The organism is Mucilaginibacter sp., assembly GCF_025362475.1.
Lineage (GTDB): Bacteria > Bacteroidota > Bacteroidia > Sphingobacteriales > Sphingobacteriaceae > Mucilaginibacter.
Genome location: NZ_JANYGH010000016.1, coordinates 1 through 21060, shown reverse-complemented (window position 1 = coordinate 21060; position 21060 = coordinate 1). Strand labels below are relative to the sequence as shown.

Sequence of the window (21060 nt, the reverse complement as noted above, 5' to 3'; positions counted from 1 at the left end):
ACTTTTTTTGTCCTTTTAAAAATTCATTTCAACTATTAATAACCGGGATTCTGCGTAAGCGATGGGTCAACATTCAATTGATCTACCGGGATGGGCAATACATATTTTTTGGCATCGACTACTCCCAATACGGTAGCGGCCCTGCCGGTGCGTACCAGGTCAAACCAGCGGTGACCTTCAAAAGCAAACTCAATACGACGCTCATTTTCAATCGCTAACAGTACATCATCCTTAGAAACCGCCGTGGTGGCAATTAAACCTGCCCTATCACGCACTGCATTCAGGTCGGTGCGGGCATCATCCAGTTTACTTTGCTGGGCACGGGCCTCTGCGCGGATGAGGTATAATTCGGCAATACGGATAATGTAAGCCGGGTCGGTAGCGGGGCTGCGATAGTACAGGTTGCCATACCACAAACCGGCAGATGTTTTGGCCACCAACGCGCTGCGGTTACCACCAATGGTTGGATCATTAACCAAAGTGATAAAGGTATTATTGGGTGCCCACTGGCGTGTACCACTGTTTGCAGGTGGCTGCCATTGCCCGCGGTGCCCATTGGTATAGGTTGCACTGTAAGCAAGCTCAAAAACAGATTCTCTTGTACCCACCACGTTATTGGCAAACCAGGAGCCGTATGGTTTTAGTAATGCATAGTTCTTAGTATCCGCAAGTACCAGTGTGGCATAATTTTCGGCATTGGCCCAATCTTTTTGATACAGGTAATACCTTGCCTTTAAAGCATAAACTGTTTCTTTATTGGCCCTTACGGGGTTTTGAGCTGTTGGTAATGGCAGTAAAGGTTCGGCGGTGTTCAGATCGCTCAATACCTGCGCGTAGGTTTGTTCAACAGTGTTGCGTTGTATCCCATTTTTATCCGTTGCGGATAGTGTTGGAGCTGTAACTATTTGCACGCCGCCCCAGGTACGGGCAAGATCAAAGTAGCATAAAGCCCTGATGAAATAGGCCTCACCCAAAAGCTGGCTCTTTTCTGCCGCAGTCAATGATCCATCGGTAACTCCGGGGAGTTTGGCAATTACATAATTGGCCCGGTTTATGGTAGCGTAAATAGCCAGCCAGATACCAGACACAGTTGCGTTATCTGCTTTTACATTGTGATCAATAAATTGCTGTACGATGGATTGTGAACCTGTCCATTGCACGTTATCGCCTGACAGATAACCAACTGACACAAAGTTTACACCGTAATAATTATCGGCAGACAGTGCCCGGTAAATGCCGCGAACAGCGGTTTCGGCTGAGGCACGGTCAAAAATGGTTTGCGTATCAGATACAGAATCCTTTGGCTGCACCTCCAGGAATTTTTTGCAGGAAGCCAGCACTACAAGGGCTAAAACAGGTATTATATATTTTATAGTTTTTAATATTTTCATGATCAAGGGCCTCCTTATAAAGTAATGTTTACACCTAACTGAACCGTGCGCGGTTGTGGTGGCGTGCCAAGGTCAATACCTTGCACATCCTGCCCACCGCCTACGTTTGTTTCCGGATCAGGACCGGTGTATTTGGTGAAAAGCAACAGGTTGGTACCCACCACGTAAAAGCGCAATGCCTGTATGTCAATTTTTTGCGTAAGCGCTTTCGGTAGTGTATAACCGATGCTTAATGATTTAAGCCTGATGAATGATCCATCCTCTAAAAAGCGGCTGTTTTTCTCAAGCGTGTAGTTGTTGCCATAAGCGGTAAGGCGCGGTACATCGGTTATGTCGCCGGGTTTCTGCCACCTGTTAAGTTGGCTGGCAAAAATTACACGGTTGGCATCGCGGGTACCACCGCCTTCGCCAAAAAAGCGATTGAGGTTAAGCACTTTGTTGCCTTGTTCAAAGCTGAATAAAAAACTGGCATCAAAGCCCTTGTAAGTAATGGTATTGCTCAGTCCGCCAAAAAACTTCGGCAACGCGTTACCTACAATCTGGCGGTCGGCGGTATTGATAACACCATCTTTATTTACGTCTTGAAATATGGCATTACCAGTTTGCGGATCAACACCCGTTTGCTTGTACATCCAGAAGGAAAACATAGAATAACCTTGTTGCATCCGGATCCAATCGCGGCTATATTGATTAATAGGTACCGGTAGCGATGTGATCTTATTAACGTTACCCGATATATTGAAGCTGCTTGACCATGTCAGGTCTTTGGTTTTTATATTGGTTGAGCTGATACTAACCTCGTATCCCTTGTTACTTATTTTACCAACGTTGCTGTAATAGGTATTGTATCCGGTAATCTCGGGCACGGGCAATTGCAGTAACAAATTGCTGGTTTGTTTAGAGTACAGGTCGACAGCTAAATTGAGGCGGTTGTTTAACAAACCGAGATCAAAACCAACGTTTGCCTGGGCAGTACGCTCCCATTTCAGGTTAGGATTAGCTAACTGCTGGGGTGCGGTTCCTGCTTTATCACCACCGGTTACGTTATCCGGGTAGCCTGCCCCACCTGTCCATAAACCCTGGGCCGCGAAATTATTGATGCCGGCCTGGTTGCCGGTAACGCCGTAACTGGCACGTAACTTCAGGTCGCTGATTGCATTAACATCTTTTAAGAAGCTTTCTTCCTTAGCACGCCATGAAGCACCCACAGATGGGAAGTAACCCCACCTGTTATTTACCCCAAATTTAGATGATCCGTCGGCCCTGGCACTTACCTCCAGATAGTATTTACTGGCGTAGTTGTAAGAGATGCGTGAAAAGTAGGATGAAAGATTTCCCTTTGTCCACGTTTGATTAGCGGTGCGGGTTGAAGCCGATGAAATATCGGTATAAGCATTATTAGGGAAACCTGATCCTTGCGCCGATGTAAGCTGTACGATATTACTTTGCAGTGTATTACCGGCTACTACATCTAACGTATGTTTTTCGCCGAATAAATGATGGTAAGTTAAGGTTTGCTCATTGATCCAGGCGCTGCTTTGCGTTATAGCTGATGTGGCCAGTCCATTGGTTGGCGAAGCACCTAATTGGGTTTTATCATTCCAGTATTCAGCTTCATTATAATTATTATAATCAAGGCTCCAGCTTGTGCGGAATTTTAAGCCTTTCAGTATTTCAATATCGGCATATAAATTACCGATGTAGCGAAGGCTGGCTGTATGTACATTATAATTATTGAGCAATACCTGCAGGTTATCAAAACCAGCATACCTTGCCGGCGTACCATCGGCGTTCACCTCGGGCAGATATGTTGGCGTATGCAAGGCTGATTGCAGTAACCCACCTGCCGGGCCATCGCCAGACCGGGCCTGGTTACGGTACGAACGGGAAATGCTGTTGCTTGTACCCACTTGTACGCGGTCGCTTATGCGCTGGTCCAGGTTTACTTTAAAACCAAGGCGGCTAAAATCGATAGGTTTAATATCGGCCTCTTGTTTGGTATACCCGGCACCTATATAATATTTGGTATCCTTGCTGCCTCCCTCCAAAGAAAGATCATAGGTAGCAAGATTGGCTGTGCGGAAGATCTCGCCTAAACGATCATAAGTTTGTTGATCTGAAGGTAATCCCCTCGGTAAAGGCGTTCCGGTGGGATTATCGCCCAATGCGCGAAAGGGCACATTTTTATAAGTATTGATACCTGCCGTATTGCCCGCCGCGATAGCGTCTGCTTCTGAATTGCGGTAAAACTCGTTTACAATTTCGGCGTGTTGGGGGCCTGTTGTGAGCTTCCAGAGCTTTCCTTTGGGCTCCCATGCCAAACCTTGCGAAACGTTAAAATTGATTTTAGGCCTGGAATTGTAATTTCCCCTTTTGGTTGTAACAATAACGACGCCATTGGCGCCGCGGGAACCATAAATGGCTGTTGCGCTGGCGTCTTTTAAAACTTCGATATTTTCAATGTCATCGGGATTAAGATCTGCAATTGGCGACGTAGCCCGGCCTCCTGTACTAATAGTTTGCAGGCTGGTATTGTTCAAAAAAACACCATCTACAATATACAAAGGATCGTTACTTGCATTAATGGATGTGGTGCCGCGTACACGTATAAAAATACCATCGCCGGGAACACCGGTATTTGAGTTGATCTGTACCCCGGCCGCCTTACCCTGCAGCTGCGCATCAAAACTGGCAACAGGGATCTGTTTTACTTCATCGGCTTTTATAGTAGATACCGAGCTGATGAGGTCTTTGCGGGTTTTGGTACCATATCCTACCACAACCACATCATTTAGCTGTTGCGGAATAGGTTTGAGATAAATTTCGACGGGGCTGCCGTTTACCACGATTTCCTGCTGCTCAAAGCCAATAAAACGAATGACAAGCGTATAAGGAAATTTTTGACCTGTAATGAAATCAAAACGACCTTCGGCGTTTGTTGACACCGCGTGTGTTGTACCTTTAATGGTTACTAATGCACCGGGCAATACATCTTTGGATGCTGCATCATACACCCGGCCTTTTAAAATTGAGTTGATAGTTGCCGGTGGCTCCTGCTGCGCCGATAACGTGAACGGTATTGAAAGGAATAATAAGAACAGGAATTTTGGTAAAAACGTTATATTTTTTTTACGGATAAATATTTCCATATTTAACGAGGTTTTAAGTAAATGATTAATGCTTTTGCTTAAGCTTAAATGAAGATCAGTGAGTGATTGGCGTTACGTAACTGATCTTTCATTGCCGAACCGGCAAGGCTTCCTTGCCGGTTTAATTTTTAGTAGTAGTATATTTTATTTCATAAGCGTTTATCACCTTAATTTTTAACTGTATAGCCCATAGCGATACTGGGCAGATATAAACCCGCCATCATCAATTTTATCAATTAGAAGTTATTGTTTATAACAACAACAAGCCTGTACTTTTAGAGAAGCAGGCATTCGTTGGTTGCATTTTGAGATTACTCTTTGTTTGGTAAAAGGAGTATTCATTACTTTGTTTGCTTGTTGTTACAGCGCAAACATAGAAATTAATTAATAAACTACAAAATCTATAGACTTTATATTTATTTTGTTACAAAAGGAGAATTATAAGGCCCTTCTGTTTAGGAAGAAACACTCACCAGGTGGCTCATTTTACAAACCCTTCCCAGCTATCCGCTGTAGGGTCAAGCAAATCATTATCGCTTACCCAGTATGTAAAAATCTTATCTTCGGGTACAGGCTCATATAAAACCTTCGAAAAACCGCTTTTCTTTTCAATCACCCTCACAAATTCATCTTTTACTAAATATCCTTTTCGCGCCGTAAAGTGGCGGTCCTTTAAATTATATAAATGCGCTTTGGGAGATTTAATAAAAGTTAACAGCGTGTATTTATTAGGTTTTACGAACGGAAAATAACTTTTCTCCGACTCGTGATCAATATCAAACCCAGCATCTAACGCGGGAGTTCCATCTAAAACGATTTTCATTTTCCCGCCAAGGAACGAAAGCTTCCCTTTTACAATATCGTTTGGAAACGATGGATTAGTAGTTATAATATCAAAAGCCTTTCCATCAGTAACCTTTCCTTTTAAAAAGAAAACGTTTTCCCTTTGGTATCCTTTCACTTGTTTATCGTATTGCTCATAATACTCATACCAGCCGGTAACAACGTTGTTATCTACAACGATAGTGAATTTTCCAAAATTGCTTGAATACTCACCATTTAGTTTTGATAGCGTATGCTGGGCAAGTAACCAATATGGTGTTATCAACAGTAAAAATATCGCTGTAAAAAAGGCAGAGGTTTTCATATTTCTGACTAGGTTGTTCTTCAATCATTTAATCCTTGCCCCTCAAGAATTTGTTGCATACATTTTTCAACCCTTGCCTCGCGGGTTTTGGATTGTTTAGGTGCGGCAAAATGCAACAAGTATGCTTTCTGCCGTCCCGGCGTTAATGCGTCAAAAGCAGTTTTTAGTGCAGGCATCTCGTCTAATTTATTTTGAAATTCTTCGGCAATGGTAAATTCTGCTGTCTTTTTAAAATCCACTTTTAATCCGGCCTTCTCCACTTCAATGGCTTCATAGATATAAGCTTTCAAGGTGGGTAACGTCTCAACTATTTCCCCGACATTGGTAAACCTGATTTGGCGCGCTGCTTGCACATTCTCTGTTTGTTGCACCAAAATACTATTGGCATCATTTAACAAGGCGCCTTTAAAAAACAAAATCGCGCAGTATTCTTTAAATGTGTGTATTAAAACGATGTTATTCCCCTGAAACATGTAACAAGGAACGCCCCATTTCAATTCTTCGGTGAGCCCACAATCAAGAATGATCATTCTCAATTGCTCCAGTTCCTGCTGCCATTTTTTGTCTTTATTAAAATAAAAATCAACCTTAGGATTCATTATGCGCCTGGTTATAGTTATTAAACTTTCTGTACAAAACTCAGACCCGTAGCGAGCCCCGGAAGCCCCTGGCTGCGTAATAGGATTCTGCTCCGTTATGATAAAGAAAAACGGTGTCGTAGCGACGATCGCAAAAAACAGCCCCACCAAGTTTCCTGATATCGGCCGGAGTTTTTACCCAGCTGGATGTTTTCAAATCAAACTTACCTAGTTTTTGCAATTCCCGGTATTGTTCTTCTGTTAACAGTTCTATACCAATGGCAGCCGCTATATCAATAGCCGTATTTTCTGGCTTAAATTCTTTCCTTGCCTCATGCGCTTCACGGTCATAGCAAAGGCTTCTGCGACCCTTAGGGCTTTCGGCTGAACAGTCATAAAAAATATATTCGCCCGATTTTTTATCATGATCAACAACATCCGGCTCACCGCCAGTTTGTTCCATTTCATTAAGCGACCATAGTTTTTCAGAATTAGCTTCCAATTTAGCTTGTACGCTCGCCCATTCAAGCCCCTGGTGACGGCTCATATTTTTCTCAAAACGAGCTTTCAATACTTTGAGCAATTCTTCACTTTGTTCTGATGACAATTTAGGTTTCATACGGTTTATTTTATTAATTAACGGAAATGATCTTTTTATCTGCAGGCCTCAAATACCACGATACCATTGTAAGGATCAGCAACAGCAGCGAGGGAAATATTTCTTTAACGTAATCACCCAAAGCGATATGCGAAAGTATCGCTCCAGACATGATAAAGAAAAAACCAGCATAAGCCCACTCCTTTAACAAAGGCAATTTAGGAATAAGCACCGTTACAACACCCAAAATTTTCCAAACACCTAAAATTGTTAAAAGATAAATGGGATAACCTAAATGTATAATACTATCTGCCCCTCCCTGCCCCTCTTTCATTTTGAGCAATTGTACTGCAGCGGTGGATACCATTCCTAATGCAAGCCAGATGGTAGCAACCCAATAAATGATTTTATTTCGCTTTGTCATGGTATCTTATTTTAATTTGCTTACGGTATCTTGCAGACGGTTATGTGCCATATTAAGCCCCTGGGCAAAAGGAAGCTGCAACATCTGGTCGCGGTGCGCCACAGATTTATATACGATGTGTATATTAATTTTGCTGGTATCGTCGGTAAGTCTTTCAAATTCCAAAAACTCCAGCTGAACGGGAAACGGCGTGTTCTCCATTTCAAATGTTCGTGTAATTTTCTGGTTCGGAACAAACTCGTGAATCACGCCGTTGGCCCTGAATACCACGTTTCCTTTTGCATCTGTTGTTTCAAATTGCCAGCCGCCGTGCTTTTTTCCTTCAAGTTTCAGCACTTTGGTTCCCATCCATTGCTCCACAATTTCGGGTTCTACATGAGCTTTAAAAAGTAATTCCAATGGCAAATCAAATTCTCTTGTAATTACTAAGTACTGTTTGCCATCTTCTGCGGCAATCTTTGTTTTTAGTTCCATAATATGCTATTTTTTTGATTGGTAGTTTTTCATTATAGTTTCCAGTTTGTTAAACCTGTCATCCCACAATTGGCGGAATGGCTCTATAAAGTCGGCTACATCTTTCATTTTTTTTGCATTGATGAGGTAGTAAATTTCTCTGCCATTTTGTTTTTGCTCAAGCAATTCGCACTCGGTGAGTATTTGCAGGTGTTTGGAAACGGTTGGTCTGGCAGTGTCAAAGTTTGAGGCTATCGCTCCGGCAGTCATGGATTGTGCAGCAACCAACAGTAGTATAGCCCTTCTTGTTGGGTCGGCTATGGCTTGAAATACATCTCGTCTTAAATTCATTGCGTAGCTATTTGACTACAAATATACATGTAGCTATTTAACTACACAATTTTTTTGCTTTTTTTTTTGCTGAATATGTAGAATCAATTATTCCAAGGCTTAGATAGCAAGCATCGTCAAAGAGTATGTGTATCATCCCGTTTTTATTATCCACAAATAGTGATTTTGATATTACATTTCCCTAAATTTATAGTAATCAACTATTTAGTTCGTCAATTAAAAAAAGAACACTGAGTAGCGTTAGCTTTATAATGATTTTGACACTCTAAAATCTGAAGCATATGATAAAGATCTCTGATATCGAAAAATGCTATCATATCGATGAACAGGATATCGTGGCATTAAACAAACTGTCCATCGAGGTTGATGAAGGCGAATTTTTGGCGATCATGGGCCCATCTGGCTGCGGAAAATCAACCCTGCTGAATATCTTAGGGTTTCTTGCCGATCCCGATAGCGGAAGCTATGTTTTCAACGGCGTTGAAGTAACTCATTTTAATGAGCGTAAACGCGCAGAACTGCGCAAGCAAAATGTCGGCTTTTTATTCCAAAATTTCAATTTGATTGATGATTTGACCATTTTTGAAAATGTGGAACTTCCGATGATCTACACCGGTTTACCAACTTCAGTGCGTGCAAAGCGGACCGAAGAAATATTGGATAAAATGCATATCGATCAGCGCCTCAAAACATATCCACGGCAACTATCGGGTGGGCAGCAGCAGCGCGTTGCTCTGGCAAGGGCGGTAGTGAACAGGCCTAAATTGATACTTGCAGACGAGCCAACAGCAAATTTAGACCATGACAACGGCAAGGAAGTTATGGACTTACTGGACGAACTGAATAAAGACGGCGCCACTATCATTATGGTTACACATTCTGAAAACGATGCCAAATATAGTCACCGGGTTATCCGGTTGCCTGATATTCCGATATCGATAAAAAAACAATAGTTTACAAAAAAAGCGGACGATCAATGATTATCCGCTTCGTGCCCACACTTGGGCTCTCACCAGGGGCGAAAAAATTATCGCGCAAAAAATTGATTTTTCCCTGGGGATCCCCCCCTTTAGCGCCTTACGAATGATACTTTCGCGATTTATTTTTTCTTACGATTTTCCAGCATGGTGGCGATGCTGATAACGGAGCAATCAGCAATTAATGCGGTTAAGATTTTGGGCGGCAACGCCTCCTCACCCGTAAAATTGATACAACCTTTTTGCAATTTGGCGGCGGGTAACAAGGCGGCGTATTTGGCATGAAGGGACGGGTTCATATAAATCGGCAGACAATGCAGCGACATATGGTTCTTGGTGCTGGCCAACCCATATTTCATATAAGAGCGCTCTTCATAAAGGATCATTTCCTTGCCCATCATTGGCTTTATAACCGGGACCACGGTCGGGTCATTCGCCAATATTGCTTCATGGAGCGTAGTTAAGATGGCCTGCCTCTCCGCAGGCGCACTGCTGATGTATTCGGTTACGGTCATGGATTTATTTTATCGGTTATTATTCATTAGTTTTTGTTAGTGACTGGCTTTTTTATAACAGCCGGTAGGATTCCCGAAGATAATTAAATAAAGCCGGCCGCAGATCATCGAGCATCGCGATCCGGATATGATTTTCAAATTTATTGCCCGAGGCTACACTTTTGAGAACGGGTTTTTCCGGGTGTGCCACGCTGGAATAAAACTTCAGGTCCAGCTCCTTTTTTAATGGCCGGATCACCAGGAAGGTTAACCGCCTGGTAAAGACGATACAGTTCGGTGTGGTACCGACGAGCACGCCGTCCCAATCCGCGACTTCTGCAAGCAGCCTATCAAACACCAAGACCAGTTCTGGCGGCCTGCCCAGGAACAAACTATCCAGGCTGACCCGCGCGCAATAATGCCTTTGCTCCGGTTTGGGGAATTCCCGCTCACATTTAGGACAGATCCAACTCATAAGCTATGAAGTTAGGATTTAGATCCTCAAAAATAAAATCGCAATCACATATTACTTATCTTTAAAGCATAAACCAGATGTCATGAAAAAGTTTACACTTCTCGGCTTGCTTTGCTTTGCCTTTTTGCTGGGCTATGGGTTCAGCCGTTTTACCAACCCCGTCAATAAAGGCCCGCGGGTAACGGGTATAGGCGGGATCTTCTTTAAGGCTAAGGATCCTAAGGCGCTGAAGGCATGGTATAAAAAAAACCTGGGTATGCGCATGGTGCAAAGCGGCACAAACTTTGAATGGCACCAGGGCATAGACAGCACGAAAAAAGGCTTTACCTTATGGGCCCCTTTTAAGGAGACGAGCAAATATTTCCAGCCTTCTGAAAAGCAATTTATGATCAATTATCGCGTAGAGGGCTTAGCTCAGCTATTAGTGAATCTGAGAGCAGCAGGTATTTTACCGACCGATTCGGTTGAAAAAGTCAGCTACGGCAGCTTCGTCCACCTGATGGACCCAGAGGGCAATAAGATCGAGCTATGGGAACCCAATGATGTGGAATATGCGAAGCTGGGTACCATAACTACCAAATAAACCTCGCATTACAGCAAGCCATGGCCATCACCGGGGCTTTTTCATTTGTTCAATAGCCGCCCAGTCTTCCGGCGTGATCCATTCTTCATCGTGGTGGTGCCCCATAGGTTGGAGTATTGCGTTTAGAAACAAAAAGCCGCTTTCTGTACCAGAAAGCGGCTTTTTTACTTAGTGCGCCCACCTGGGCTCGAACCAGGGACCAAAAGATTATGAGTGGTCGAGTTGGTTCGGAATATCTTGAGCCAAAAACTGCGTTTTGACTTGCTTAGGGCTAATTTACGACAATATTTTCTATTTTGCAAATAATTCCATGACGGAATGGTGACGGTTTTTCGTTGGATTCAACACAAAATCCTGCTATTAGTAAATTTCAAATGTCCGTTGGGGATAGTCTTCTTTTATCGCAGCTAATAAACTATCGAGCGAAATATCTTGACCGCCCGCTCCGTTCCACAAATAATTTAAAGCAAGCCGCCAATGCTCTTTTCTTGTTAGGATATTAACAAAAATGGAAGGATCGCCGCCAGCTCTTGTCCAAAAGTTTTCCTGTTCCGGCCCTTGCGGATATAACACAATCATTTCTTTAATAAATCGGCTTCTGAATGCAAGTGCTTCCGGTGGTGTAACATTGGCGTGTTGGCTATCATGTATTGGTTCGTCCTGAAGGTAATTGATTAGATTTTCGAGAGGGCATGCACCTATGTTTGAGGAGCCTGATACTTATATAAATATTGTTAAAGACTTTTTGGTAGATAAGTAACGATTAAACATAGGATTATTCACCAGGACCTCCAGGCTGCTACAGCGCAACAACGATTTTCCCTACTGTTCGTTTACTTTCTATTTGTAAATGCGCATCGGCCATTTTTGAAAATGGATAAACGCCGGAAATAAATACCTTGAACACACCTTTCAGTAATAAAGCCGCAACAGCTTCCATTTCCTCCTTGCTCCCTTTCACAAGCAGCAGACTTAAATTCACACCCTTTTTACGCGCTTTTTCCTGAGCTGCCTCAAAATTTGGCGGAACGATAGATACGATAAGTCCATTTTTCCTGACAACATCAAGCGACCGCTGACGGGTTTCGCCACCGACGGGATCAAGAACAAAATCGACATCCTTTACCAATTCATAAAATTTTTCAGCAGTATAATCAATATGCTGATCAGCCCCCAGTGACAATACAAAATCACGATTTTTGGCTGATGAGGTAGCGATCACCGTAGCGTCCAGATGTTTGGCAAGTTGGATGGCCATATGTCCTACCCCGCCGGCCCCTGCATGAATCAGTACCTTGTCTCCTTTCTTAACATTGCCCAAACCTACCAATGCCTTCCAGGCGGTAATTCCGGCAATGGGAGAAGCCGCTGCTTCCTGATAGCTTATGTTATCAGGCCTATGTATGATCATTTCACGTTTAACCGTCACATAATTGCATAACCTCGGCCACTCGTTAAACCAAAAACGGCGTCGCCAATTTCAAAATCAGTGATATCATTCGCTTTTTCAACCACCTCTCCGGAAATATCCCAACCCAGGATGGCGGGTCTTTCGGTTCCAAAAACTCGCGTAAGAAGTTGTTCATTCCCACGGATTTGAGCATCCATAGGGTTCATGCCGATGTTTTTAATTTTCACCAGAATTTCGCCAGCATGCAAGACTGGTTTGTCAATATCCCCGTAAATGAAATTTTCTGCGCCGCCCGCACTATTCAATAATATCGCTTTCATAGTTGTTAATCATTGATGTAGGCGAATCCTGGATATTGTATTCAAAGCAGGTTCGATATTAATTAAATGATCTTCTAAATTCCAGTGGCGAAAATTTGGTTTTTGTTTTGAACAACGCGCTGAACGATTGCGGATATTCAAAGCCAAGCTCGTAAGCTATTTCGCTTATCGATAGGTTAGTGGTCGATAACTTTTCCTTCGCTTTTTCTATGAGTTTTAAATGGATGTGCTGCTGTGCATTTAAGCCGGTCAGCGTTTTAAGAAAACCACTTAAATAATCAGGAGATAAGTTAAGGCAGTCGGCGATGTATTTTACCGTAGGCAGACTTTTTGGTGAGTTTAAATTACGGTCAAAACAGGTATCCAGCAGGTCGTTCATACGCTCCAGTAATTGATGATTGGTTTTACGCCTGGTCAAAAATTGCCGCTCATAATATCGCTCGGATAAATTAAGCAGTGTTTCCAATTGAGATACAATAATATTATGAGTGAATTTATCCATATTCAGTTGGTATTCTGCCGCTATGTTTTGAATGAGTTGCGTTAACACCGCTTCTTCCTTGTCGGAGAGGAATAATGCTTCATTGACAGAGTAATCGAAGAATCCGTACTGCCGTATCTTTTTGGTTAATGTAGTATTCCAAAGAAAGTCGGGATGGACAAATAACATCCAGCCTGATTGATTGGGACTTGCATATTTTTCCGGATCAAGACCAAAAATTTGCCCGGGAGACATAAATGTAAGTACACCTTCGTCAAAATCATAATGTTGCTGACCATATTTGATTCTAACAGGTGCCTTGAAGTTCTTTTTTAAGGAAATCAAATAAAAATCGGTATAAACCAATTTTGGCAAGCCGACGGGTATTTCAACGAAAGGTTCGATATAAATGACGCTGATCAGCGGATGCACCGGCTTAGGTAAGCCAAATAATCTGTGGACCTCGCTTAGGGATCTGATCGAATGAGGCTTAATTATTTCCACTGCATTTAAGCATTAAAATTAATGTTGCAACAACGTGTGATATATGTGCTTTATCAGGATACATTGTTGACTGCTCTTTCCGCCGCTTGCTTGAATGATAGCAGCATATGTTCCGCCAGTTTCCGGATCGGAAGCGGATCACCGATCATTTCAGATGCAGTACTATCCAACATCCCTTTTATGGCGCCTTTAGGGGCTTTGCTCATCCGTTCAATTAGTGGGGCAGCAATAGTTAAGAGCCCGATAGGAATATGTATTTTAAAAGGATGAGGTTTTCCGATGACACTAGCGACGCTATTTATCATATCATTCATGTTTAGAATGTCATTGTTACCCACATCATAGCATTGGCCGTACGCATGTTCGTTTTCCAGTATGGATGTAAGGTAAAATACCAGATCGTCAATGGCGATAGAACGATATCTTTTTTTGCCAGAACCCATCACGATCGCAACGCGGCTACCTGCGTTTTTAATCAGCATATTGAACCCTTGCCCGCCTGAACCAACGATCATGCCAGGCCGTATTACCGTTACGTCAAGCCCGCTGTTCAGCAACAGTTGTTCCGCTTGCCACCGCCCACGAATCCATGCGCTTTTTGCGTCTGGGGCAACCCCAAGAAAGGTGATATAAATTAGCCTGGTAACCTTTCTGATCTTACAAGCTTCGATTATATTTCTTAAGCCATCCATTTCAATATCCATAAAGCCTTTTCCCTCCGTACTGGAATGCTGCGAAACAAGGGTCTGTATTGAAATATACACCGCGTCAACTGTAGCCAATGCGTAATTTAAAGAAGCTGCATCTGAAATATCGCCCTGGACAGTTTCGCAGCCTAAGGCTCTAAGGTCTTCCACTTTTTCGGGCTTGCGGGCCAGGCACCGTAGCTGATACCCTTCTGCTAAGAGGGCTTTAGCTACACGTTTTCCTACAAAGCCTGACGCACCAATAACAAGAATTTTCTTCATAACTACTGATCTTTTACTTTCGTTATTCAAATATCTATTTATTTGCCATTAGCTTTGTAACCAAATCCCGCTTTGTCGTAAGCATAAACGGTTTGCGTAATTAATGTATTTTGACTACAACAACAGTCGTTTTGGCTACATCAATTTTTTACCGACGTTTCAACTTTGCATCAATAAAGATAACAGTAAAAAATGAACAAAAATATAATCATCGTTGGGTCGGGACCGAATTTAAGTCTGGCAGTTGCCAAAAAGTTTGCCGAAAATAATTTTTCAGTCGGACTTATCAGCAGAAACGAAAAAAAACTAAAGGCACAGGTAGCTGACTTTGCAACGGAAGGAATTAAATCCGAATATGTCGTTGCAGACGCTTATGACAAGTCACAAATAGAAAATGCCGTTACAGGATTAGCAGACAAACTCGGAAGTGTGGATTTGCTGTTATACAATGCTGCGGCAATGAAATACAAAAACATCATTGATGAAAAGGCAGAAGATTTAACGGAAGACTTCAAAATGTCTGTTGCAAACGCTTTTCATTGTGTAAAAACCCTACAACGACAACTTAAATAGACAAAAGGAGCGGTGTTGTTCACAGGTGGCGGACTTGCTCTCGCTGTCTCCAAAATATCCAACCTTTTTATAAAAATCATCAACATCAGTGTAGCTGGCCTTGATGAGATGACTGAAGTGACCCGCATCTTGATCTTTGTTATTGATCACGTAATTTAACAAGCCTGTCGCCAGTTTCGGCAATTCCCGGATCATGGTTTGTAACTCCAAAACCACCCGGCACAGTGTTTTCAAAACTGAGGTGTGCAACAAAAACTAAAATAATGAAAAAGCTATGAATCCCGATAACATGTGTCATGAAACAGCGCTGCAAGTTTTAATAGCAGGGTTGGTTCCTGATCTAAACAGCAATAATCAGCAATCTCCATAGCTGTTTCAACAACTTCCGCTGTATGCTGCCAATTGTGAAAAGTCAAGCTTGGAGGAAGGTGCTGAATCAAATCGGTTGCGAATTTTTCGGCTACATCTATGTCAATAAAATTTGTCATAATATTCAATAAATAAACCCGAAATTCTGAAAGCGGTCTGGGGGTTTACCATCAAATGAACTGGATAGCGTTAATCGCAGTTATTGAGCAAGGATATTAACCAGGCAAATTGGGTTATGTCCGTTCTGCCTGGTTATGGTATGTTTGCTTATTTGATGGTTAAATACGTCCTGTTTTTTCTGTAAATTTGGTACTGAATCGAGCGCAAGGGAATTTTAATCCTTTAGTAAGATGCTGTTCCGGTTGCACTGCTTACGGTCTGCGCGCTAAAATAACCTACACATCCTCCGCTGATATTTGATACCGGAGTAGCCGGTGCTGCCAGACTGCTATTGTTATAGGCTACGTCTGCCGCCTCGCTCAAAAAGGTATATGCACCTACGTCGATACCTACAAGGCTGAATTTAACGACATTATGGTTTTTAATTTCCATCGTATCGACGTCTGCCTTATCACGAATATACCTGCCATTGGATAAACGATCCTCAAAAGTCGAAAAGCGTTTAAGGCGTACGTCATTAACCGTCAGCGAGTACTTATAGTAGTTGGTGAACTGTGCGGGGTCCTGGTACCACGCAACAGGACGGATTTGCTTTTTATCCGAATAATCAAAACTTACAGAATCGATCTTTACTAATTGCGGCATGGTCGAGGTTGCCGTGTAAGTTTTCCCGTTTACGAAAGCAGTCATTCTGTACAAGTGACCGTAAGCCCCTACAATGGTATGGGTAGTATAAACACCTGCGGAGGTTTCTGAAAGATTATCAGTTATGCCACTGGTCACATCAGTAATAGTAACGGTAGCGCCGGAAACGCTGGGATCAACATTGTCTGCATAAAAATTTACCGTTTTGGAGATGTTGACGTGATATGGCCCGGTGGTATCGCTCACGACACCTTCAATGACCAGCTGCGTACCGTTATCTGGTAAAACTGGAGTAATCGTTTTTGTACAGGATATTGCAGCGCAAGCCACGACAAAGAGAATGAATATTGTTTTTAGCGTTTTCATAAGATTAAAATTTAAAGTTGTAAGTAACTGCCGGAACGAATTTGAAGAGGGTGGTCAACTGAACCTGGGATTTATCGGGATTCTGCGGATCACGCTGGAAATCGATGGTGTATGGATTGGCCCTTCCGTAGACATTATAGATCGAGAAGTTCCAGCTACTTTCGAGACGGCTGGTTTTTTTGGTGTATAACGTGGCACCCAAATCAAGACGGTTGTAGGCAGGCTGGCGGCTAGCATTCCGGTCGCCATAAGTATATACCGGGGCTCCGTCTACGGTGAACTTACCGTTTGGATAAGTAATAGGGTTTCCTGTACTATAAACAAAACTGGCAGAAAGCGTCCATTTTTTACTGGCCTGATACATACTAACGATGGAAAGGTGATGTGTCTGGTCCTGGGAAGCGTTATACCAGTTGCCGTTATTGATACCCGCAATCTGTCTTTCCGATTTGGAAAGCGCATAGCTGATCCAACCGGTTAACTTACCTGTTTTCTTTTTTAAGAAATTTTCCCAGCCATAAGCGCGGCCTTTGCCGAAGAGCAGATCCGCTTCGACGTTTTCATTTCCGATCAGGTTTGCACCATCCTTATAATCGATCTGGTTCTGAAGAGTGCGGTAATAAACTTCGCTGGAAAATTCCCAGTCATTTTGATGGAAGGTGTGATAATAACCCAGGGCAACCTGGTCACCAACTTCCGGCTTCACAATATTGGTACTTGGTAAATAAATACTTGTTGGCGAGGTAGCGCTGGTATTACTTAGCAGGTGAATATTTTGCACCGTGCGGTCATAAGACAATTTCAAAGCGGTCTGATCATTCAGTTGATAATTGGCGGCAACCCTTGGTTCCGGGTTAAAGTAGTTCTTCACTGATTTCAATGACCCGTAGTTAGTGGTGGTCAGCACATTACCGGCAACATCATAAGTGTAAAAATTCCCGGGTCCGACCACGTCCAGGTCACTCAGTCTTACCCCGTAAGTAATTTTCCATTTGGCTGATGGCGACCATTCATTGGATAGGTAAGCGGCACTTTCTATAGAATGCTTAAGGCCCAATACCACATTATTGTATTTGGAATCTGCATCTGCCGTGGCGCTTCCCGGCTGAGTGATATGATAAGTGCTTTCAAAACCAAAATCAAGTTTGTTCGAGGGATTGATATAATAATTGAAATCCTGTTTGAAATGATAGTCGGTTATCGCCGAGGTCACTTTCACATTGTTGGCAAAATTGAGGTATGAAGTATTATAGTTATAGTTGCTATAAATCAGAGATGTATTGGAAAAAAGCTTTTCGCTGAAAATATGGTTCCAGCGGAAGGTACCCGTTGTATTTGCGTAGTCGATTCCGTTTACCTTCTTGATATTCATTACATCTTTACCGAAGTATCCCGACAAGAAAATTCGGTTATTATCATTAATCTGGTAATTAGCCTTAGCGTTAAAATCATAGAAATAAAACTTGCTGCCTTTTATCGTTGTGTCAGAAGCCAGATTGGTAAAGAGATCCGCATATGTTCTTCTTGCACTAACAATGAACGAACCCTTTTTATTGAAGAGCGGACCATCAACAGTCAGACGGGAGGCGATCAGGCCGAGGCCGCCATTGACTCCAATGCGCTGGTTATTACCATCGTTCATCGTAATGTCCTCCACTGATGAAAGCCTGCCGCCATAGCTGGCCGGCATACCTCCTTTATAAATACTGATATCTTTGATCGCGTCTGAATTAAAAACAGAGAAAAAACCTAATAAATGAGACGCATTGTAGACCGTCGCGCCATCAAGCAGAATTAGATTCTGGTCAGGTCCACCGCCCCGGACATAAAATCCGGCACGGCCGTCACCTGCCGATACCACGCCGGGCAGAAGCTGGATGGTTTTAAGAATATCCTTCTCACCAGCCAGTACAGGTACATTTTTAATGCTTTCAATTGATAATCGTTGTACACCTGCCGGTGCGGTGAGCACATTAGAATTTTTGTTGGTACTTGACTTAATCACAACCTCCTGTAACTGGCTATTGCCGGAAGCCAGGTTAATATTGATAACCGTATTTTTTGTTGCATCGACCTTTATGGTATCGGTTTTGTAACCTGCATAGGAAGCGACCAGCGTCAATTGACCTTCGGGAACACTGATTGCATAGTACCCGTAGGTATTAGCTGAGACGCCGATGCCTGGAAGTTGAGTAAAGCCTACAGTAGCTCCGGGCAGTGTCTCGCCGGAAGCTTTGTCTTTTATGGTTCCCGAGATGGTAACCTTTTTCTGCTGCGCAAGCAACAAGCCCGGCACTAACAGCAATAAAATGGTAATAAGATGGTTTGATTTAAACATAGTTTTAGGATAATTCGTAAGGAAATGGATTGAGTTCGCTTTACTCCATGGGTTGTCAGCTTGTGGGACGATTTTTGTTTTTCATAATGAACTTTTAGCTTTTATTTATGCAATGATACCTTGGTATTTCACCCTACCATTTTTGTTATGCCTGAAACGGATATACCGTTGTTTGAATGGCTCTTTTTCGTGTATGGAGGTTGAACTGTCAAGAGTATTTTGGCTATGGTTAATAGCTTTTTGAATCGTCGAAATCGGGTATATCAAATACATCATTGCATTATTAGGGCCTCTTGTAGCTTGGGTTGATTTTTAACATGAGGTCTGAATGCAAATCCCTTAAAATAAAATCTGTCCATCGTTCATTTCGATCACGCGGTCACTTTTCTTGGCAAAGTCATTATCATGCGTAACTGCTATAATCGTTTGCCCGTTGGATTGGGACAACTCTTTAAAAATGTCGAAGACAATAGCTGTATTTTTTGAATCAAGGTTTCCCGTCGGTTCATCGCCCATGATGATGGCCGGATCATTAATCAGAGCGCGGGCAATGGCAACTCTTTGCTGTTGTCCCCCGGAGAGGCGGCCAGCTGACTTTAAAGCTTGTTCCTGCATTCCCAGCAGGGTAAGTTGTCGGTACGCTTTTTCCTCAATTTCCTGACGGCTAAATTTATTCAGTTTCAGCGCTGGGAGCATAATGTTATCCAATACACTGAATTCAGGTAATAAATAATGGAATTGGAAAACGAACCCGATGTGTTCGTTACGAAAAGCAGCCAGTTGATTCAACGTCCTGCCGGTGAGTAATTCACCTTTCAGGTAAAGCTCGCCCTGATAAGCAGTGTCCATTGTTGAAAGCACATAAAGTAGCGTTGATTTACCCGATCCTGACTTTCCGGTAAGGCATAAAAATTCTCCGGACTTAACCTCAAACGAAATATTTTTCAACACCTGGAAAGAATCAGGCAGTAAAAAACTTTTCATAATATGGTTGGCCTTTAATACTGTTTCATTTTTCATGTTAACCTCTTATAATCGTTACCGGATCAATTTTGGATGCCTTCCTGGCTGGCAGATACCCTGCGAAAAGCGTGATGACAAGCCCGAACAGGAACGCTGAATAAAAATCTGCGAAATGATAAGTAAAAGGCAAGTGTTCCTTACCATCCAGTTTGAAAGGAATTAATCCGACAAGCAGGCATACCGTATAACCAAATAAAAGCCCCAATAACCCGCCTGATAATCCAATTACCAAAGCCTGAAACAAAAAGATGACGGTTACATCTCCTCCTGAAAATCCCATGGCCTTCAGAATAGCGATCTCTTTTATTTTTTCATTGATGGTAATATTCATGATATTAAAGATGCCGAACCCGGCGACCATGAGTATGGTCAGTGAAACCGCCATCGCAATAATATCGCGCAGTTTTGAAGCAGACAGCATGCCTTCATTAGCCTCCTGCCAGCTTTCTACTTTAAAAGGTATGACCGGGGCAAGGCGGCTGATTAGCGGACCGGTTTCTTTATAATGCTGAATGTTGACCTGTAGGTCTGTTACATAATCCTGATTTTTACCTTGTAGCTGCCGGGCCGCGTTGATATTAACGTAGGCCTTCGTTTTATCAATATCGCGTTCACCAGTTTCGAAAATACCAACAACTTTATAATTTTTGCTTATTCCGTCGTTTGTAAGCAGGTTAACGTTATCCCCGATATGAACACTCAAGGCTTCTGCCAGTATCGATCCCATGATGATACCTTCCGGCCGGAATTTTAGGTCATTCCAGCGACCCTCGGTCATAAAACGCGCGATCTTGAACAATTTATTTTCGTTCTCAACGTCTATACCGCAAAGGTTGCCGTTGACCTTATTGCCCCCGTTTCTAAAAAACACGCTCGAATTTACCTGCGGTTCCACGCCTGCCACTTCCGGCTGGTTCAGCAGCCAGCTGATAATGGGAGCCGGACTTTTGATGCCTTCTGTGTATTTAATGACTCGACTGTCCCGGACGAGTACAACAGGATAGCCCTTCAATGCCCGTTCTGCAATATTGGTATGATCCGGTGGCTGGTCATTGTACACTCTGATATGCGCCGTATTAGCAAAGGCCAGCGTCGTTTGCAGGTCGTTGATACCAGCCATAAAGCTGTTCATGAATACGTACATAGAGATGCCAAAAACCACTCCAAGCATGGCTACCATGGTTTGTTTGATCTTAAAGGTCAAATGAACAAATGCGATCTTATAATTTACGGCCGGCATATCAGTTTTGATTGGGTACAACCACCTGATCGTTCATGTCAAGTCCGCTTATTATTTCTGTCCAATCCAATGTCTTGATACC

General features: G+C 42.7%; 23 protein-coding genes. 3 read left to right on the top strand and 20 right to left on the bottom strand.

Annotated elements, in window-relative coordinates; genetic code table 11:
• Window positions 1–35 precede the first annotated feature (35 nt).
• The 8 genes from Q0R88_RS05895 to Q0R88_RS05860 form a co-directional block, all read right to left on the bottom strand.
• Window positions 36–1391: a RagB/SusD family nutrient uptake outer membrane protein gene (locus Q0R88_RS05895; RefSeq protein ID WP_295713610.1), complete on the bottom strand. Its 1356-nt coding sequence runs from the start codon at window positions 1389–1391 to the stop codon at window positions 36–38.
• A 14-nt stretch (window positions 1392–1405) separates the two neighbouring features.
• A complete protein-coding gene (locus tag Q0R88_RS05890) occupies window positions 1406–4540 on the bottom strand; it encodes a TonB-dependent receptor (protein WP_295713608.1) in 3135 nt (1044 codons plus the stop codon).
• 481 nt (window positions 4541–5021) lie between these two features.
• Window positions 5022–5687 (bottom strand): hypothetical protein, encoded by a 666-nt coding sequence (locus Q0R88_RS05885; RefSeq protein WP_295713604.1) that lies wholly within the window; start codon window positions 5685–5687, stop codon window positions 5022–5024.
• Between the two features lie 20 nt (window positions 5688–5707).
• Window positions 5708–6286 (bottom strand): YdeI family protein, encoded by a 579-nt coding sequence (locus Q0R88_RS05880; RefSeq protein ID WP_295713601.1) that lies wholly within the window; start codon window positions 6284–6286, stop codon window positions 5708–5710.
• A gap of 40 nt (window positions 6287–6326) precedes the next feature.
• On the bottom strand, window positions 6327–6884 hold the full coding sequence (locus Q0R88_RS05875) for a DUF4256 domain-containing protein (protein ID WP_295713599.1): 558 nt from the start codon (window positions 6882–6884) through the stop codon (window positions 6327–6329).
• 13 nt (window positions 6885–6897) lie between these two features.
• A complete protein-coding gene (locus Q0R88_RS05870; RefSeq protein ID WP_295713595.1) occupies window positions 6898–7287 on the bottom strand; it encodes a DoxX family protein in 390 nt (129 codons plus the stop codon).
• A 6-nt stretch (window positions 7288–7293) separates the two neighbouring features.
• Window positions 7294–7761 (bottom strand): SRPBCC domain-containing protein, encoded by a 468-nt coding sequence (locus Q0R88_RS05865; protein WP_295713592.1) that lies wholly within the window; start codon window positions 7759–7761, stop codon window positions 7294–7296.
• 6 nt (window positions 7762–7767) lie between these two features.
• Window positions 7768–8091, bottom strand: a complete 324-nt coding sequence (locus Q0R88_RS05860) for a metalloregulator ArsR/SmtB family transcription factor (protein ID WP_295713589.1) — start codon at window positions 8089–8091, stop codon at window positions 7768–7770.
• Window positions 8092–8372: 281 nt separating this feature from the next.
• On the opposite strand from Q0R88_RS05860, the gene Q0R88_RS05855 reads away from it, so the two are divergent.
• Window positions 8373–9044 (top strand): ABC transporter ATP-binding protein, encoded by a 672-nt coding sequence (locus Q0R88_RS05855; RefSeq protein WP_295713586.1) that lies wholly within the window; start codon window positions 8373–8375, stop codon window positions 9042–9044.
• Between the two features lie 146 nt (window positions 9045–9190).
• Here Q0R88_RS05855 and Q0R88_RS05850 read toward each other — a convergent pair whose 3' ends face one another.
• Window positions 9191–9583, bottom strand: a complete 393-nt coding sequence (locus Q0R88_RS05850) for a DUF1801 domain-containing protein (RefSeq protein ID WP_295713583.1) — start codon at window positions 9581–9583, stop codon at window positions 9191–9193.
• A gap of 52 nt (window positions 9584–9635) precedes the next feature.
• Window positions 9636–10037, bottom strand: coding sequence for a DUF5655 domain-containing protein (locus tag Q0R88_RS05845; RefSeq protein ID WP_295713580.1), 402 nt, complete (start codon window positions 10035–10037; stop codon window positions 9636–9638).
• Window positions 10038–10119: 82 nt separating this feature from the next.
• Between Q0R88_RS05845 and Q0R88_RS05840 the strand changes: the two genes are divergently transcribed.
• A complete protein-coding gene (locus tag Q0R88_RS05840) occupies window positions 10120–10620 on the top strand; it encodes a VOC family protein (protein WP_295713577.1) in 501 nt (166 codons plus the stop codon).
• Between the two features lie 360 nt (window positions 10621–10980).
• Here Q0R88_RS05840 and Q0R88_RS05835 read toward each other — a convergent pair whose 3' ends face one another.
• From Q0R88_RS05835 to Q0R88_RS05815, 5 genes are all read right to left on the bottom strand, one after another.
• The gene (locus Q0R88_RS05835; protein WP_295713574.1) at window positions 10981–11199 is read right to left on the bottom strand and encodes a hypothetical protein; all 219 of its coding nucleotides are present in this window, start codon (window positions 11197–11199) and stop codon (window positions 10981–10983) included.
• Window positions 11200–11419: 220 nt separating this feature from the next.
• A complete protein-coding gene (locus Q0R88_RS05830) occupies window positions 11420–12049 on the bottom strand; it encodes an NADP-dependent oxidoreductase (RefSeq protein ID WP_295713571.1) in 630 nt (209 codons plus the stop codon).
• On the bottom strand, window positions 12046–12351 hold the full coding sequence (locus Q0R88_RS05825; protein ID WP_295713568.1) for an alcohol dehydrogenase catalytic domain-containing protein: 306 nt from the start codon (window positions 12349–12351) through the stop codon (window positions 12046–12048). The genes Q0R88_RS05830 and Q0R88_RS05825 overlap by 4 nt, the downstream gene beginning before the upstream one ends.
• 58 nt (window positions 12352–12409) lie before the next feature.
• Entirely contained in the window at window positions 12410–13336 is a 927-nt protein-coding gene (locus Q0R88_RS05820) for an AraC family transcriptional regulator (protein WP_295713565.1), read from the bottom strand.
• 53 nt (window positions 13337–13389) lie between these two features.
• Window positions 13390–14304 (bottom strand): SDR family NAD(P)-dependent oxidoreductase, encoded by a 915-nt coding sequence (locus Q0R88_RS05815; protein ID WP_295713562.1) that lies wholly within the window; start codon window positions 14302–14304, stop codon window positions 13390–13392.
• Between the two features lie 192 nt (window positions 14305–14496).
• Here Q0R88_RS05815 and Q0R88_RS05810 point away from each other — a divergent pair, with 192 nt between their 5' ends.
• Entirely contained in the window at window positions 14497–14877 is a 381-nt protein-coding gene (locus Q0R88_RS05810) for an SDR family NAD(P)-dependent oxidoreductase (protein ID WP_295713559.1), read from the top strand.
• Window positions 14878–15149: 272 nt separating this feature from the next.
• Here Q0R88_RS05810 and Q0R88_RS05805 read toward each other — a convergent pair whose 3' ends face one another.
• From Q0R88_RS05805 to Q0R88_RS05785, 5 genes are all read right to left on the bottom strand, one after another.
• Complete coding sequence (locus tag Q0R88_RS05805) at window positions 15150–15365, bottom strand: HD domain-containing protein (RefSeq protein ID WP_295713556.1); 216 nt, start codon at window positions 15363–15365, stop codon at window positions 15150–15152.
• 223 nt (window positions 15366–15588) lie between these two features.
• The gene (locus tag Q0R88_RS05800) at window positions 15589–16377 is read right to left on the bottom strand and encodes a DUF4249 family protein (protein WP_295713552.1); all 789 of its coding nucleotides are present in this window, start codon (window positions 16375–16377) and stop codon (window positions 15589–15591) included.
• 4 nt (window positions 16378–16381) lie between these two features.
• Window positions 16382–18715, bottom strand: coding sequence for a TonB-dependent receptor (locus tag Q0R88_RS05795; protein WP_295713550.1), 2334 nt, complete (start codon window positions 18713–18715; stop codon window positions 16382–16384).
• Between the two features lie 339 nt (window positions 18716–19054).
• Window positions 19055–19735 (bottom strand): ABC transporter ATP-binding protein, encoded by a 681-nt coding sequence (locus Q0R88_RS05790; protein WP_295713546.1) that lies wholly within the window; start codon window positions 19733–19735, stop codon window positions 19055–19057.
• A 1-nt stretch (window position 19736) separates the two neighbouring features.
• Window positions 19737–20978 carry an FtsX-like permease family protein gene (locus Q0R88_RS05785; protein ID WP_295713543.1) on the bottom strand — a complete coding sequence of 414 codons (1242 nt, stop codon included), beginning with the start codon at window positions 20976–20978 and terminating at the stop codon, window positions 19737–19739.
• Between the last annotated feature and the right edge of the window lie 82 nt (window positions 20979–21060).